Source organism: Nonomuraea polychroma, from assembly GCF_004011505.1.
GTDB lineage: Bacteria > Actinomycetota > Actinomycetes > Streptosporangiales > Streptosporangiaceae > Nonomuraea > Nonomuraea polychroma.
On the sequence record NZ_SAUN01000001.1, the window covers coordinates 2,148,796 to 2,163,316 of the forward strand.

Here is a 14,521-nt window from a genome sequence, read left to right on the forward strand (position 1 = left end):
GGCCAACGTCGTCCCCGCCTGTAGCCGGTTTTGAGACAGACGATGACGACGGGAGGGATTCAATGCCTGCTGCCCACCTCGGGTTCCCCGAGCCCCAGGGCCTGTACCACCCCGCCAACGAGCACGATGCCTGCGGTGTCGCCATGGTCGCCGACGTCGCGGGACGCCGGGGGCATGGGATCGTGGTCAAGGCGCTGACGGCGCTGTGCAACCTTGATCATCGGGGAGCCAAGGGTAGCGAGCCGGACACCGGTGACGGGGCCGGGATCCTGACGCAGATCCCCGATGCGTTCTACCGGGCGGTCGTGCCGTTCACGCTGCCCGCCGCCGGCGCCTACGCGACCGGCATCGCCTTCCTGCCGTTCGACGAGCAGGCCAGGAGCGTCGCGACGGGCCTGATCGAGGAGATCGCGGCCGAGGAAGGTCTCACCGTGCTCGGCTGGCGTGAGGTGCCGGTCGACCGCGAGCTGCCGGGGCCGAGCGCCCGGGCCGTCATGCCGCATTTCGCCCAGCTGTTCGTGTCGAGCCCCGACGGGCGCGAGGGGCTGGAGCTGGACCGGCTGGCGTTCTGCCTGCGCAAGCGGGCCGAGCACGAGGCGGACGTCTACTTCCCCTCGCTGTCGGCGCGCACGATCGTCTACAAGGGCATGCTCACCCCCGACCAGGTCGAGCCGTTCTTCCCCGACCTGAGCGACGAGCGTTACGAGACGGCGATCGCGCTCGTCCACTCGCGTTTCTCCACCAACACCTTCCCCAGCTGGCCGCTGGCGCACCCTTACCGCTACGTCGCCCACAACGGCGAGATCAACACGGTCAAGGGCAACCGCAACTGGATGCGGGCCCGCGAGGCGATGCTGGCCTCCCCCCACATCCCGGGCGATATTTCGCGACTTTTCCCCATCTGTGACCCGGATGGCAGCGACACCGCCAGCTTCGACGAGGCCCTGGAGCTGCTCCACATCGGTGGCCGCAGCCTCCCGCACGCCGTGCTCATGATGATCCCCGAGGCGTGGGAGAACCACACCGAGATGGACCCTGCCCGCAGGGCCTTCTACGAGTTCCACTCCTCGATGATGGAGGCCTGGGACGGTCCCGCCTCGATCACCTTCACCGACGGCACCCTCGCCGGCGCCGTCCTCGACCGCAACGGCCTGCGCCCCGGACGCTTCTGGGTGACCGCCGACGGCCTGGTCGTGCTGGCCTCCGAGGCCGGCGTGCTGGACATCAAGCCCGAGGACGTCGTCCGCAAGGGCCGCCTGCAGCCCGGCAAGATGTTCCTCATCGACACCGCGCGCGGCAAGATCATCGAGGACGACGAGATCAAGGCCGAGCTGGCCGCCGAGCTCCCTTACGAGGAGTGGCTGCACGCGGGCCTCGTCCGCTTCGAGGAGCTGCCGGCCCGCCAGCGCGAGATCCCCACGCACGAGGCGCTCGTCAAGCGGCAGCAGACCTTCGGCTACACCGAGGAAGAGCTGCGCATCATCCTGTCGCCGATGGCCAAGACCGGCATCGAGCCGATCGGCTCCATGGGCACCGACACGCCCGTCGCCGTGCTGAGCGAGAAGCCGCGGTTGCTGTTCGACTACTTCTCCCAGCTGTTCGCGCAGGTCACCAACCCGCCGCTGGACGCCATCCGGGAGGAGCTGGTCACCTCCCTGGCCAGCACCATCGGGCCCGAGGGCAACCTGCTCGACCCGGGGCCGAGCTCGTGCCGCCAGCTGGTGCTGCCGTACCCGGTGCTGGACAACGAAGAGCTCGCCAAGATCATCCACATCAACGACGAGCACGACCTGCCCGGCTTCCACCCGCACGTCATCAGCGGCCTGTACGAGGTCGCCGGCGGCGGCGAGGCGCTGCTGCGCCGCCTGGCGGAGATCAGGGCCGAGGCGTCCCAGGCGATCGCCGACGGCGCGCGCATCATCGTGCTCAGCGACCGCGGCTCGTCCGAGACCCTCGCGCCGATCCCGTCGCTGCTGCTGACCGGCGCGGTGCACCACCACCTGATCCAGGAGAAGACCCGCACCAAGATCGGCCTGGTCGTGGAGACCGCCGAGGCCCGCGAGTGCCACCACATGGCGCTGCTCATCGGGTACGGCGCCGGCGCGATCAACCCGTACCTGGCGATCGAGACGGTCGAGGACCTGGTCGACACCGGCGTCCTGCAGCTCGACAAGCACAAGGCCGTGCGCAACCTGATCAAGGCGTACGGCAAGGGCGTCATCAAGGTCATGTCCAAGATGGGCGTGTCGACGGTGGCCTCCTACACCGGCGCGCAGATCTTCGAGGCGCTCGGCCTGAGCCAGGAGGTCATCGACTCCTGCTTCACCGGCACCACCTCGCGCCTCGGCGGCGTCGGCTTCGACGTGCTGGCCGAGGAGGTCGCGCAGCGGCACCGCCACGCCTACCCGCGGGTGGAGAACGCCCACCGCAGGCTCCAGGTCGGCGGCGAATACCAGTGGCGGCGCGAGGGCGAGCCGCACCTGTTCAACCCCGAGACCGTCTTCAAGCTGCAGCACGCCACCAGGACCCGCCGCTACGAGATCTTCAAGGAGTACACGAACCTCGTGGACTCCCAGGCGGAGCGGCTCATGACCCTGCGTGGCCTGTTCAAGCTGCGCAAGGGCAGCCCGATCCCCATCGAAAAGGTCGAGCCCGTCGAGAGCATCGTCAAGAGGTTCTCCACCGGCGCGATGTCGTACGGCTCCATCTCGATGGAGGCGCACGAGACGCTCGCCATCGCGATGAACCAGCTCGGCGGCAAGTCCAACACCGGCGAAGGCGGCGAGGACCCCGAGCGGCTCTACGACCCCGCCCGCAGGTCCGCGATCAAGCAGGTGGCCTCCGGCCGCTTCGGCGTCACCAGCGAATACCTGGTCAACGCCGACGACCTGCAGATCAAGATGGCCCAGGGCGCCAAGCCCGGCGAGGGCGGCCAGCTGCCCGGCCACAAGGTCTACCCGTGGATCGCCAAGACCCGGCACTCCACGCCCGGCGTCGGCCTCATCTCGCCGCCGCCGCACCACGACATCTACTCGATCGAGGACCTGGCTCAGCTCATCCACGACCTGAAGAACTCCAACCCGGAGGCCAGGGTCCACGTGAAGCTGGTCGCCGAGGTCGGCGTCGGCACGGTCGCCGCGGGCGTGTCGAAGGCGCACGCCGACGTGGTGCTCATCTCCGGCCACGACGGCGGCACCGGCGCCTCGCCGCTCACCTCGCTCAAGCACGCGGGCGCGCCGTGGGAGCTCGGCCTGGCCGAGACCCAGCAGACGCTGCTGCTCAACGACCTGCGCGACCGCATCGTCGTCCAGGTCGACGGCCAGCTCAAGACCGGCCGCGACGTCGTCATCGCCGCGCTGCTCGGCGCCGAGGAGTACGGCTTCGCCACCGCGCCCCTCGTCGTCTCCGGCTGCGTGATGATGCGGGTCTGCCACCTCGACACCTGCCCCGTGGGCGTCGCCACGCAGAACCCCGAGCTGCGCAAGCGCTTCACCGGCAAGCCCGAGTTCGTGGTCAACTTCTTCGAGTTCATCGCGGAGGAGATCCGCGAATACCTGGCCGAGCTGGGCTTCCGCTCGCTCGACGAGGCGATCGGGCACGTCGAGATGCTCGACACGACGGCGGCCGAGGAGCACTGGAAGGCGAGCGGCCTCAACCTGTCGCCGATCCTGCACCAGCCCGAGCTGCCCGCGGGCACCGCGCTGCACAGGGTCATCGAGCAGGACCACGGGCTGGAGCACGCGCTGGACAACACGCTCATCCAGCTCGCCGAGGGCGCGCTCAACGACGGCACCCCGGTCACGCTGGAGCTGCCCATCCGCAACGTGAACCGCACGGTCGGCACCATGCTCGGCTACCAGGTCACGAAGCGGTACGGCGGCAAGGGCCTGCCCGACAACACCATCGACATCTCCTTCACCGGCTCGGCGGGCAACTCGTTCGGCGCGTTCCTGCCGCGCGGGATCACGCTGCGGCTGACCGGCGACGCCAACGACTACCTCGGCAAGGGCCTGTCCGGCGGCCGGCTCACCGTCCGCCCGCACGAGGAGGCCCCGTTGGACGGGCACATCATCTCCGGCAACGTCGCCCTGTACGGGGCCACGTCCGGAGAGGTGTTCATCCGCGGCGTCGTGGGCGAGCGGTTCTGCGTGCGCAACTCCGGCGCCACGGCGGTCGTCGAGGGCGTGGGCGACCACGGCTGCGAGTACATGACCGGCGGCCGGGCCATCGTGCTCGGCGCGACCGGGCGCAACTTCGCGGCGGGCATGTCCGGTGGCATCGCTTATCTGCTGGACCTCAAGTCCGAGCGGGTCAACCGCGAGATGGTCGCCATCGAGGCGCTCACCGAAGAGGACGCCGAGTTCCTCAAGGAGACCGTCGAGAAGCACTTCGCGGAGACCGCCTCGCCGGTGGCCAAGCAGCTGCTGGCGGAGTGGGACGAGGCGGTCGGCAGGTTCAGCAAGATCATGCCGACGGACTACAAGAGGGTGCTGGCCGCCGCCGAGGCCGCCCGCATCGAAGGCCGGGACATCGACGAGGCGGTCATGGCCGCCGCGGTTCAGGGTTAAGGGAGGCGTAACCGAATGGCTGACCCCAAGGGTTTTCTCACGCACGACCGGGAGCTGCCGGCGCGCCGCCCCGTCGATGTGCGGATCAGCGACTGGCGTGAGGTCTACCAGGACTTCTCGCAGGAGAAGCTGACCAAGCAGGCGGCCCGCTGCATGGACTGCGGCATCCCGTTCTGCCACAACGGCTGCCCGCTCGGGAACCTCATCCCCGAGTGGAACGACCTCGTCTACCGCACCGACTGGCGCGAGGCGATCGAGCGGCTGCACGCCACGAACAACTTCCCGGAGTTCACCGGCAGGCTCTGCCCGGCTCCGTGCGAGGCGGCGTGCGTGCTGGGCATCAACTCCGACCCGGTGGCGATCAAGCGGGTCGAGGTCGAGATCATCGACCGGGCGTTCGCCGAGGGCTGGGTGACCCCGCAGCCCCCGGCCGTCAAGACCGGCAAGAAGGTCGCGGTCGTCGGCTCGGGCCCGGCGGGCCTGGCCGCTGCCCAGCAGCTCACCAGGGCCGGGCACGACGTTGTGGTGTTCGAACGGGCCGACCGCATCGGTGGCCTGCTGCGCTACGGCATCCCCGAGTTCAAGATGGAGAAGCGGCACATCGAGCGCCGCCTGGAGCAGATGCGGGCCGAGGGCACCGAGTTCCGCACCAGCGTCAACGTCGGTGTGGACGTCACCGCGGCCGAGCTGCGTGCCGAGTTCGACGCGGTCGTGCTGGCCGGCGGCGCCACCCAGTGGCGTGACCTGCCGGTGGCCGGGCGCGAGCTCAAGGGCATCTACCAGGCCATGGAGTACCTGCCGCTGTCCAACAAGGTCCAGGAGGGCGACTACGCGGTCGCGCCCATCTCGGCCGAGGGCAAGCACGTCGTGGTGATCGGCGGCGGCGACACCGGCGCCGACTGCATCGGCACGGCGATCAGGCAGGGCGCCAAGTCCGTCACCCAGCTGGAGATCATGCCGCAGCCGCCCGCCTCGCGGCCGGCCAACCAGCCGTGGCCGACGTTCCCCATGCTGTTCAAGATGGAGAGCGCTCACGAGGAGCTGGCCGACGGCGGCGGGCAGCGGGTGTACGCGGTGTCCACCACCGAGTTCGCCGGCGACGCCGACGGCAACGTGCGGGCGTTGCGCCTGGTCGAGGTCGAGGGGCCGCAGAGCGGCTTCAAGCCCATCCCGGGCTCCGAGCGGGAGATCCCGGCGGAGCTGGTGACCCTGTCCATGGGGTTCGTCGGTCCCGAGAAGGGCGCGCTGCTTCAGGACCTGGCCGAGGACGGCGGCGAGGGCTTCTACGACAAGCGGGGCAACGTCTCGCGCGACAAGACGTACATGTCCAAGGTGGACGGCGTGTTCGTGGCCGGTGACATGGGGCGCGGGCAGTCGCTCATCGTGTGGGCCATCGCCGAGGGGCGCGCCGCCGCCTCCGGCGTGGACCGCTACCTGACCGGGGAGACGGCGCTGCCGTACCCGATCCTGCCGACGGCGCGGCCGCTGGTCTGACGTCCCGCCCCGGCCGCCGGGCGTGCCGCCATCAGGCGCGTCCGGCCGCCGGGGCTTCGGCGCTCACGAGCCGTTCTGCTGCAGGCGGATGACGTAGTCGATGCGCATGCCGGCCGGCTCGGCGACCTCCTCACGGCGCAGGGCTGGGAGCATCACGCCCGCAGGCAGGGCGAGCCGGTGCGGTTTCGCCAGGCATCGACCGAAATTTCTCTACTAAGTTGCATCAGCAGGTCACTGTCGGGAAGATGCAGTTTCTGCGGCAAGTCGGCGGATGGGGGAAGAATGCGGCGAGTCGCCTCGGGCTTCACGGCGCTGGCCGCCGTCGTCGCGCTCGCTTCCTGCTCGCCCCCGTCCTCCATGGACCGTGGGGATGGTGGAGCGCAGAGCAAGTCGGCCACGCCGGCCGCCAAGCAGGCCGACTACATTGTCTTCTACGCCGCCGGGCGGCAGAGCCAGGCGGTGGACGCCGTGGCGCACGCAGGCGGCGCCACCGTGGGCGGGGATGCCAGGCTCGGCTACGTCCTGGCCAAGGGCCGCGGCGACAGGTTCGTGGAGGGCCTGGGAGACGACCCGGCCATCGTCGGCGTCTCCCCGGACCGGGCCATCGGATTCGCCACCGCCCGCCGTACCGGATCCAGGGCCTTCCCCGGCGCTTCGTCGTTGACCGCAAGCAGCGCGGGTGAGCCGCTCGCCGGCCGCCAATGGGACATGCGGATGATCGGCGCCGACCGGGCGCACGCCAAAGTGCCCGGCAGCAAGCAGGTGCTGGTCGGGGTCATCGACACCGGCATCGACGGCAAGCACCCCGACATCGCCCCCAACTTCGACCGCGAGCTCAGCCGCAACTTCGTCACCGACAAGCCCAAGGACGAGAAGGGCGAGACGCTCGACGGCCCGTGCGAGGCCAAGGACTGCAAGGACCCGGTCGACGAGGACGACGACGGCCACGGCACCCACGTGGCCAGCACCATCGCCTCCCCGATCAACGACATCGGTGTCGCCGGCGTCGCCCCCGGCGTGCGGCTGGTGAACATCCGAGCCGGGCAGGACTCCGGGTTCTTCTTCCTCAAGGCCAGCCTCGACGCGCTCACCTACGCCGCCGACATCGGCGTGGACGTCGCCAACATGAGCTACTTCGTCGACCCCTGGCTGTTCAACTGCACGAACAACAGGTCCGACACCAAGAAGCAGCAGCTGGAGCAGCAGGCCATCATCACCGGCATGCAGCGGGCCATCGACTACGCCCGCGGCAAGGGCGTCACGCTCGTCTCCGCGCTCGGCAACGGTTCTACCGACCTCGGCCACCCCGAGGTCGACGACAAGAGCCCCGGCTACCCGGAAGGCGACCAGAAGGTCCGCAGGGTCGACAATTCCTGCCTCAACGTGCCCGCCGAGTCCAAGGGCGTCATCTCCGTCTCCGCGGTCGGACCGTCCGGGCGCAAGGCCATCTACAGCGACTACGGCCTCGAGCAGACCGACGTGGCGGCCCCGGGCGGCGACGTGCTCGACGGCAAGGACGCCAAGGCCACCCGGTCGATCCTGGGCGCCGCGCCCGAACGGGTGCTGCGTGCCGCCGGCCGGATCGACGCCTCGGGCAATCCGAAGGGCGCGGACGTCGTACGCGACTGCACGCACCGCCCGTGCTCCTACTACCAGTACCTGGACGGGACCTCCATGGCCGCCCCGCATGCCACCGGCGTCGCGGCCATCCTCATCAGCCGCTTCGGCAAGCCAGGCCCCGGCGGTCTTACCCTCGCCCCCGCCACCGTCGAGGACCTGCTCTACAAGAGCGCCATGCAGAAGGCGTGCCCGACGCCCCGCGAGTACGTGTACAAGTCGTACGGCCAGACCGACACGCACCTGTGCGAAGGGGACCAATCCCGTAACGGTTTCTACGGCCACGGCATCGTGGACGCCTGGAAGGCGGCTACTTTCAATCCATGATGTATCGCCTCGTCGCGGACGCCGCGATGGTGGTGCACTTCTTATTCCTCGTCTACATGGCGGTGGGCGGGTTCTTAGCCTGGCGGTGGCGGCGCACGATCTGGGTCCACCTCGCCGTGGCCGCCTGGGGCGTGTTGTCGATCGTCACTGGGGTAGAGTGCCCGCTGACCCTGGCCGAGGACTGGGGGCGGCGGCAGGCCGGGATGGAAGGGCTGCCGGCGTCCGGCTTCATCGACCACTACATCGAGGGTGTGGTCTACCCTGAGGCGTACACGAACTTGGCACGCCTGGGGGTAGCCGTTCTCGTGCTGTTCTCTTACGTCGGGTACGTTCTCCGGCGTCAGTGACTGCCAAGTGGTCTGTACCAATTAAGGTAGGACTCGTGACTCGTCGCGCGAAAATCGTCTGCACCCTAGGCCCCGCCACATCGTCCGAAGAACGCCTCCGCGAGCTGATCGCCGCAGGCATGGACGTGGCGCGCTTCAACCTCAGCCATGGCAACCATGACATGCACCGAGAGGTCCTCGACCGGGTGAGGAGAGTGGCGGCCGACCTCGGCCGCGGCGTAGGCGTGCTCGCCGACCTGCAGGGCCCCAAGATCCGGGTGGGCACCTTCGAAGAGGGCCCCGTCAGGCTCGGCTTCGGCGACGTCTTCGCCATCACCACCGAAGACGTGCCGGGCGACCGCGAGCAGGTCTCCACCACCTACAAGGGCCTGCCCAACGACGTGCGGTCCGGTGACACGATCCTCGTCGACGACGGCCGCCTCGTGCTCGAGGTGACCCGGGTCGACGGCGAGCGCATCATCACCCGCGTGGTCATCGGCGGCATGATCTCCGACAACAAGGGGCTCAACCTCCCCGGCGTCAACGTCAGCGCGCCCGCGCTGACCGACAAGGACGAGGCCGACCTGCGCTGGGCGCTGCGCACCGGCTTCGACATGATCGCCCTGTCCTTCGTCCGCCGCCCGTCCGACGCCGACGTGGTGCGCAACATCATGGAGCAGGAGGCCGTGCGCCTGCCGCTGCTCGCCAAGATCGAGAAGCCGCAGGCCGTCGACCGCCTCCCCGACATCATCGAGGCCTTCGACGGCATCATGGTCGCCCGCGGCGACCTCGGCGTCGAGCTGCCCCTGGAGCAGGTGCCGATCGTGCAGCGGCGCATCATCGAGCTGTGCCGGGAGAAGGCCCGCCCGGTCATCGTCGCGACGCAGATGCTCGACTCGATGATGAACGCCCCGCGCCCGACCCGCGCCGAGGCCTCCGACGTCGCCTACGCCGTCATGGACGGCGCCGACGCGGTCATGCTGTCGGGCGAGACGTCGGTCGGCAACTACCCGATCGAATCCGTCTCCACGATGGACCGCATCGCCTGCGCCGCGGAGGCCTCCTCCCTGCGGGCCACCCACACGCTGGAGCGCATGCCCGAGACCACGGGCGGCGCCATCGCACGGGCCGCGGCCGAGGTGGGCGCCATCGTCGGCGCGAAGGCGCTGGTGGCCTTCACGATGTCGGGCGAGACGGCGCGGCGGCTGGCCCGCTACCGCTCGCCGATCCCGCTGCTGGCCTTCACGTCGGCGCCGCACGTGCGGGGGCAGCTGTCGCTGACGTGGGGGGTGGAGACGTTCCACGTGCCGTTCGTGCATCACACCGATGACATGGTGCGGCAGGTGGAGGCGTCGTTGTTGTCGCTGGGGCGGCTGGAGAAGGGCGACAAGGTCGTCATCGTGGCCGGCTCGCCTCCCGGCACCCCGGGCTCCACCAACGCCCTCCGCGTCCACACCATCGGCTCCGCCGTCTCACATGCTAGTTAAATTCTCATCCTTTACGGCAAGCCACCTTGGCTCCACCCGCCGACGCTGGTGACCGGCCCTCCAGGGGGACGGTTACCAGCTTCACGGGCGCGCCGCCGTAACGGCGCATCTTTGACCGAAGCCGTGGCCTGCCGCTGAGGCGTGTGGCGTGCGGACGGTGATGTACGACGGGCCGCGCATACCTGTGCGCTGGCCCCGGCGCGGGCTGCACGCTCGTGTGCTGTCTCGCGGCCTCATGCGCCGGACCGGCGAGGTGGCGCCCCACAGCTGAGCCCTGAGCGCAGGACCGAACCGCCCTTGACGCAGGCCGGACTGGAAATGCCGACGGGCCGGAGGCATGGGCCCCGGCCCCGTCACGACATGATGATGAGCTGGCTCAGTTGGCGTGGAGGGCGGCGTTGAGTTCGATGCCGGTGCCTGTGCGGGGGACTGCCTCGACGGCGCCGGACTGGGAGTTCCGTCGCAGGAGGATGCCGTTGGCGCCCGACAGTTCGGCCGCCTTGACCACCTTGCCGTCGGGGAGTGCGACCTTCGTGCCCGCCGTCACGTACAGGCCGGCCTCCACCACGCAGTCGTCGCCCAGGGAGATGCCGATGCCGGCGTTCGCCCCCAGCAGGCAGCGCCGGCCGATCGAGATGACCTGCTTGCCGCCGCCCGAGAGCGTCCCCATGATCGAGGCGCCGCCGCCCACGTCGGAGCCGTCGCCGACCACGACGCCCGCCGAGATCCGGCCCTCGACCATCGACGAGCCCAGCGTGCCGGCGTTGAAGTTCACGAAACCCTCGTGCATGACGGTCGTGCCGCTGGCCAGGTGCGCGCCCAGGCGTACCCGGTCGGCGTCGGCGATCCGCACGCCCGACGGCAGCACGTAGTCCACCATCCGCGGGAACTTGTCCACCCCGTACACGGTCACGGCGCCCCTCGCCCGCAGCCGCAGGCGGGTCTGCTCGAAGTCCGGCACCGGGCACGGCCCGAAGTTGGTCCACGCCACGTTGGCCAGCAGGCCGAAGACGCCGTCCAGGTTGGCCCCGTGCGGCTGGATCAGGCGCGCGGACAGCAGGTGCAGGCGCAGGTAGACGTCGTGCGCGTCCACGGGCGCCTCCGACAGCTTGGCGATGCCGGTGCGCACCGCCACCACCTCCACGCCCCGCGCCGTGTCGGGGCCCGTCAGCGAGTCCAGCTCACCGGCCTCGGCGGCGGACAGCCGCTCGGTGCCCGAGAGGGGCGCCTCGCCCAGCTCGGGAGCGGGGAACCAGGTGTCGAGCACGGTGCCGTCGGCGGCGATGGTCGCGAGGCCGACGCCGAAAGCGCCGGTCGAGGTGGGATCGATAGCAGTCGTCACGGGCCCAAAATACCGGTCCGCGGCTCAGCCCAGAGCATCAGGTCGCGGGCGTGTCAGCCGAGGGCGCCCAGGTCCGCCGAGAGCCAGCGTTCCGGGCGCATCCGGAACGTCACGAGCACGTGCAGGTCCGAGCCCTGCACATAGCCGGACACCGCGTCGGGCGGCAGGTAGCGGGCGGAGATGCGGGTCAGGTCGTCCAGCGTCGTGGGATCGGTGCGTACGACGGGACCTTCCACGGACACGTACCGATAAGTCGGGCTGACCCGCTGCACCAACAGCGAGAACCGGCCCGCCTTCGCGATCAGCCTCGCCTTGACCGAGTCGCCGTCCGTCAGGAACCGGATGTCCCCGCCGGGGCTGTAGTCGTACCAGACGGGCACCGCCAGCGGCGCCCGGCCGTCGCCCGCCTCCACCGCCAGACCCCCGATGTGCGGCTCCGCCAGGAACGCCTCCCGCTCCGCCACGCTCAACGGCATCCCACCCCACCCCCCGTACGCGTCGATCTCGAGACGGCTATTCCCGGTGGGAGCGGTCCCGAAAAGCCGCCCGCTCGTCGTCAGCGCGTTCGGCGAGCGCCGCAGCCGTGCGTACGAAGGCCGCCAGCGCCCGTGACCGCGTCTGCTCCGGCCACGCCGTGCGGGAGGTGCTCGAGACGAACGTCATCGGCGTCCTCATGGTCACCAACGCCCTGTTACCCCTGCTCAGACGTTCACCCGCGGCCCGCATCGTCAACGTCTCCAGCGGCGTCGGCTCCCTCGCCCACCACACCGATCCCGGCCACTACATGTCCGGGCTGCCGGCCTCGGCGACGTATCCGGTGTCCAAGACCGCGCTCAACCAGCTGACGGTGCAGTACGCCAAGGAGCTCCGCAAGGACGGCATCCTGGTCGACGCCGCCGCACCCGGGGCCTGCGCCACCGACTTCACCAAGGACCTGCCGTTCCCGATCAGCCGCACGGCCGCCGAGGGCGCCGCCATCATCGTCGCGCTCGCCACCCTGCCGCCGGACGGGCCGACGGGCGGCTTCTTCGACGATGCGGGGATGGTGCCCTGGTAGTCGATGCTTTGGGCCGACGCAGAGGTCGAGCTCGACGGCCTCGCGCCGGGCTGCCCGTGTCGTTACGGTGCCGGAAGCGGGATTCGAACCCGCACGCCCTTTCGAGCAGACGCTTTTGAGGCGTCCATGTCTGCCATTCCATCATTCCGGCTGAAAAATCCGGACATGTCCGGATCGATGACACACCCTACCGCCAATGTTGATCAGCTGCAGGGCGCCAGCGTGGCTCCAATGTACCGGACGTCGGTACTCTTCTGCTCGTGAGTACGCAGCGGCGAGTAGTGATCGCGGAAGACGAGGCCCTGATCCGCCTCGACCTCAAGGAGATGCTCCAGGAGGACGGCTACGTCGTCGTGGGCGAGGCCGGGGACGGTGAGCAGGCGATCCGGCTGGCCGCCGAGCTGAGGCCCGACCTCGTCATCCTGGACGTCAAGATGCCCGTGCTCGACGGCATCTCCGCGGCGGAGCGGATCGTGGCGGAGCGGATCGCCCCGTGCCTGATCCTGACCGCATTTTCCCAGCGTGACCTGGTGGAACGGGCACGGGACGCGGGGGCGATGGCCTATTTGGTGAAGCCGTTCACGAAGGCGGATCTGGTGCCGGCCATCGAGATGGCGGTCAGCAGGCACGAGGAGATGGTCGCGCTGGCGGCCGAGGTGTCGAGCCTGTCGGAGCGGCTCGAGACCAGGAAGCTGGTCGAGCGGGCCAAGGGTCAGCTGATGACGCAGCACGGCTGGACGGAGCCGCAGGCGTTCCGGTGGATCCAGAAGGCGTCCATGGACCGGCGGCTGAGCATGCGTGAGGTTGCCCAGATCGTTATAGACGACGCGGCCAAGCAGTCGTGAGGCTGCCCTTTATCAGGTGATTTCGCCTGATGGGTTGTGACGCGGTCACGACTGGGCATCCAACCGGCTTCGAGTGCTTTCACCCGAGGCGTCCCGGCGCGTAACTGATGGGCGGACGGAAGGTCCGCTCATCTTCGAACGGAGACGCTTTCGATGATCCGCATTTCCCGCATGTCGCTCGTCGCCACCGCGGCCTGCCTGGCACTGGCGGCGTGCTCGGGCGGTGGCACGACCGCCGTGCCGGAGGCCTCAGGCACCGCTCCCGCCCCGTCCTCGCCGGCCGCCAGGGGCGACGGCACGCTGAAGATCGGCACGGTGCTGCCGCAGACGGGCAACCTCGCGTACTTGGGGCCTCCCATGTTCACGGGCGTCGACCTGGCGCTCAAGGAGATCAACGAGGCCGGCGGGGTGCTCGGCAAGCCGGTCGGCAAGGTGGACACGGACTCAGGCGACACCACCACGAACATCGCCTCGCAGTCGGTGGACAAGCTGCTGGCCCAGAACGTGGACGCCATCGTCGGCGCGGCTTCGTCGTCGGTGTCGGAGTCGATCATCGACAAGATCACGGGTGCTGGTGTGGTGCAGTTCTCGCCGGCCAACACCTCCGACACGTTCACGACGATCAATGACAAGGGGTTGTACTTCCGCACGGCTCCACCGGACAAGCTGCAGGGCCGGGTCCTGGGCGACCTGGTCGCGCAGGACGGCAACGACACCGTCGGCATCCTGGCCATGCAGGACTCCTACGGCTCCGGCCTGGCCGACCAGGTGGTCGAGACGGCGCAGGCCGCGGGCGCCACGGTGGTGGAGCGGGTGGACTACGACCCGAAGGCGGCCGACTTCTCCGCCGATGTGGCCAAGATCAAGGCGAAGAACCCGAAAGGCATCGTGCTGATCGGGTTCGAGGAGACGTCCAAGGTCGTGAACGAGCTTGTCAAGCAGGGTCTGACGGCCGACAGGCACAAGTGGTACATGGTGGACGGCAACATGTCGAACACCAACTTCGTGAAGGCGCCGCGGGGCATGCTGGACGGCGTCAAGGGCACGCTTCCTGGAGCGGCGGCGCCGGAGGCGTTCCAGAAGAGGCTGCTGGGGGTCGACGCGAAGCTGAGCGAGTTCACGTACGCGGCCGAGTCGTACGACGCGGTGACCTTGATCGCTCTGGCCGCGGAGACGGCCAAGGACGACTCGGGGGCGGCCATCGCCGGGAGCCTGATCGACGTGAGCAAGGGCGGCGAGAAGTGCGCGGGCTTCAAGGAGTGCGCCGATCTGCTGCGGGCCGGCAAGGACATCGACTACGAGGGCGTCAGCGGGCCGGTCGACTTCAACGAGGTGGGGGATCCCTCGGTCGCGACGATCGGCGTCTACCAGTACGGGAAGAACAACACGTTCAACGCGGCGAAGGCGCTGGAGTACCGCAAGGGCAACATCGCCGGCTGACGTGCCGCTCGTGACCCC

The 14,521-nt window shown here is 69.5% G+C and carries 10 protein-coding genes and 1 tRNA gene; 8 read left to right on the plus strand and 3 right to left on the minus strand.

Annotated features, from left to right (window positions below; all coding sequences use genetic code 11):
• Positions 1-62 precede the first annotated feature (62 nt).
• The 5 genes from gltB to pyk all read left to right on the plus strand — a co-directional run bounded on the left by gltB (position 63) and on the right by pyk (position 9,819).
• On the plus strand, positions 63-4,568 hold the full coding sequence (gene gltB, locus EDD27_RS09540) for a glutamate synthase large subunit (RefSeq protein ID WP_206641325.1): 4,506 nt from the start codon (positions 63-65) through the stop codon (positions 4,566-4,568).
• Between the two features lie 15 nt (positions 4,569-4,583).
• Entirely contained in the window at positions 4,584-6,062 is a 1,479-nt protein-coding gene (locus tag EDD27_RS09545; RefSeq protein WP_127932070.1) for a glutamate synthase subunit beta, read from the plus strand.
• 282 nt (positions 6,063-6,344) lie between these two features.
• Positions 6,345-8,006 (plus strand): S8 family peptidase, encoded by a 1,662-nt coding sequence (locus EDD27_RS09550; RefSeq protein ID WP_127932071.1) that lies wholly within the window; start codon positions 6,345-6,347, stop codon positions 8,004-8,006.
• Entirely contained in the window at positions 8,003-8,353 is a 351-nt protein-coding gene (locus tag EDD27_RS09555) for a DUF2784 domain-containing protein (RefSeq protein ID WP_127932072.1), read from the plus strand. Before EDD27_RS09550 ends, EDD27_RS09555 begins: the two co-directional genes overlap by 4 nt.
• 35 nt (positions 8,354-8,388) lie before the next feature.
• Complete coding sequence (gene pyk / locus EDD27_RS09560; RefSeq protein WP_127932073.1) at positions 8,389-9,819, plus strand: pyruvate kinase; 1,431 nt, start codon at positions 8,389-8,391, stop codon at positions 9,817-9,819.
• A gap of 376 nt (positions 9,820-10,195) precedes the next feature.
• On the opposite strand, the gene dapD is transcribed toward pyk, so the two are convergent.
• Both dapD and EDD27_RS09570 read right to left on the minus strand, forming a co-directional pair.
• Positions 10,196-11,161 carry a 2,3,4,5-tetrahydropyridine-2,6-dicarboxylate N-succinyltransferase gene (gene dapD, locus EDD27_RS09565; protein ID WP_127932074.1) on the minus strand — a complete coding sequence of 322 codons (966 nt, stop codon included), beginning with the start codon at positions 11,159-11,161 and terminating at the stop codon, positions 10,196-10,198.
• A gap of 53 nt (positions 11,162-11,214) precedes the next feature.
• Complete coding sequence (locus EDD27_RS09570; RefSeq protein ID WP_127932075.1) at positions 11,215-11,637, minus strand: pyridoxamine 5'-phosphate oxidase family protein; 423 nt, start codon at positions 11,635-11,637, stop codon at positions 11,215-11,217.
• Positions 11,638-11,744: 107 nt separating this feature from the next.
• On the opposite strand from EDD27_RS09570, the gene EDD27_RS09575 reads away from it, so the two are divergent.
• Entirely contained in the window at positions 11,745-12,218 is a 474-nt protein-coding gene (locus EDD27_RS09575) for an SDR family NAD(P)-dependent oxidoreductase (RefSeq protein WP_127932076.1), read from the plus strand.
• 68 nt (positions 12,219-12,286) lie between these two features.
• On the opposite strand, the gene EDD27_RS09580 is transcribed toward EDD27_RS09575, so the two are convergent.
• A tRNA-Leu gene (locus EDD27_RS09580) sits at positions 12,287-12,369 on the minus strand.
• 109 nt (positions 12,370-12,478) lie between these two features.
• On the opposite strand from EDD27_RS09580, the gene EDD27_RS09585 reads away from it, so the two are divergent.
• Positions 12,479-13,063, plus strand: coding sequence for an ANTAR domain-containing response regulator (locus EDD27_RS09585; protein WP_241563941.1), 585 nt, complete (start codon positions 12,479-12,481; stop codon positions 13,061-13,063).
• A 153-nt stretch (positions 13,064-13,216) separates the two neighbouring features.
• Positions 13,217-14,503: an ABC transporter substrate-binding protein gene (locus EDD27_RS09590; RefSeq protein ID WP_127932077.1), complete on the plus strand. Its 1,287-nt coding sequence runs from the start codon at positions 13,217-13,219 to the stop codon at positions 14,501-14,503.
• The last annotated feature ends 18 nt before the right edge of the window (positions 14,504-14,521 follow it).

Coding starts and splice junctions, on each gene's coding strand:
- EDD27_RS09590 (WP_127932077.1), top strand. CDS start 13,217: ATGATCCGCATTTCCCGCATGTCGCTCGTCGCCACCGCGGCCTGCCTG.
- EDD27_RS09555 (WP_127932072.1), top strand. CDS start 8,003: ATGATGTATCGCCTCGTCGCGGACGCCGCGATGGTGGTGCACTTCTTA.
- gltB (WP_206641325.1), top strand. CDS start 63: ATGCCTGCTGCCCACCTCGGGTTCCCCGAGCCCCAGGGCCTGTACCAC.
- EDD27_RS09570 (WP_127932075.1), bottom strand. CDS start 11,637: ATGCCGTTGAGCGTGGCGGAGCGGGAGGCGTTCCTGGCGGAGCCGCAC.
- EDD27_RS09545 (WP_127932070.1), top strand. CDS start 4,584: ATGGCTGACCCCAAGGGTTTTCTCACGCACGACCGGGAGCTGCCGGCG.
- EDD27_RS09550 (WP_127932071.1), top strand. CDS start 6,345: ATGCGGCGAGTCGCCTCGGGCTTCACGGCGCTGGCCGCCGTCGTCGCG.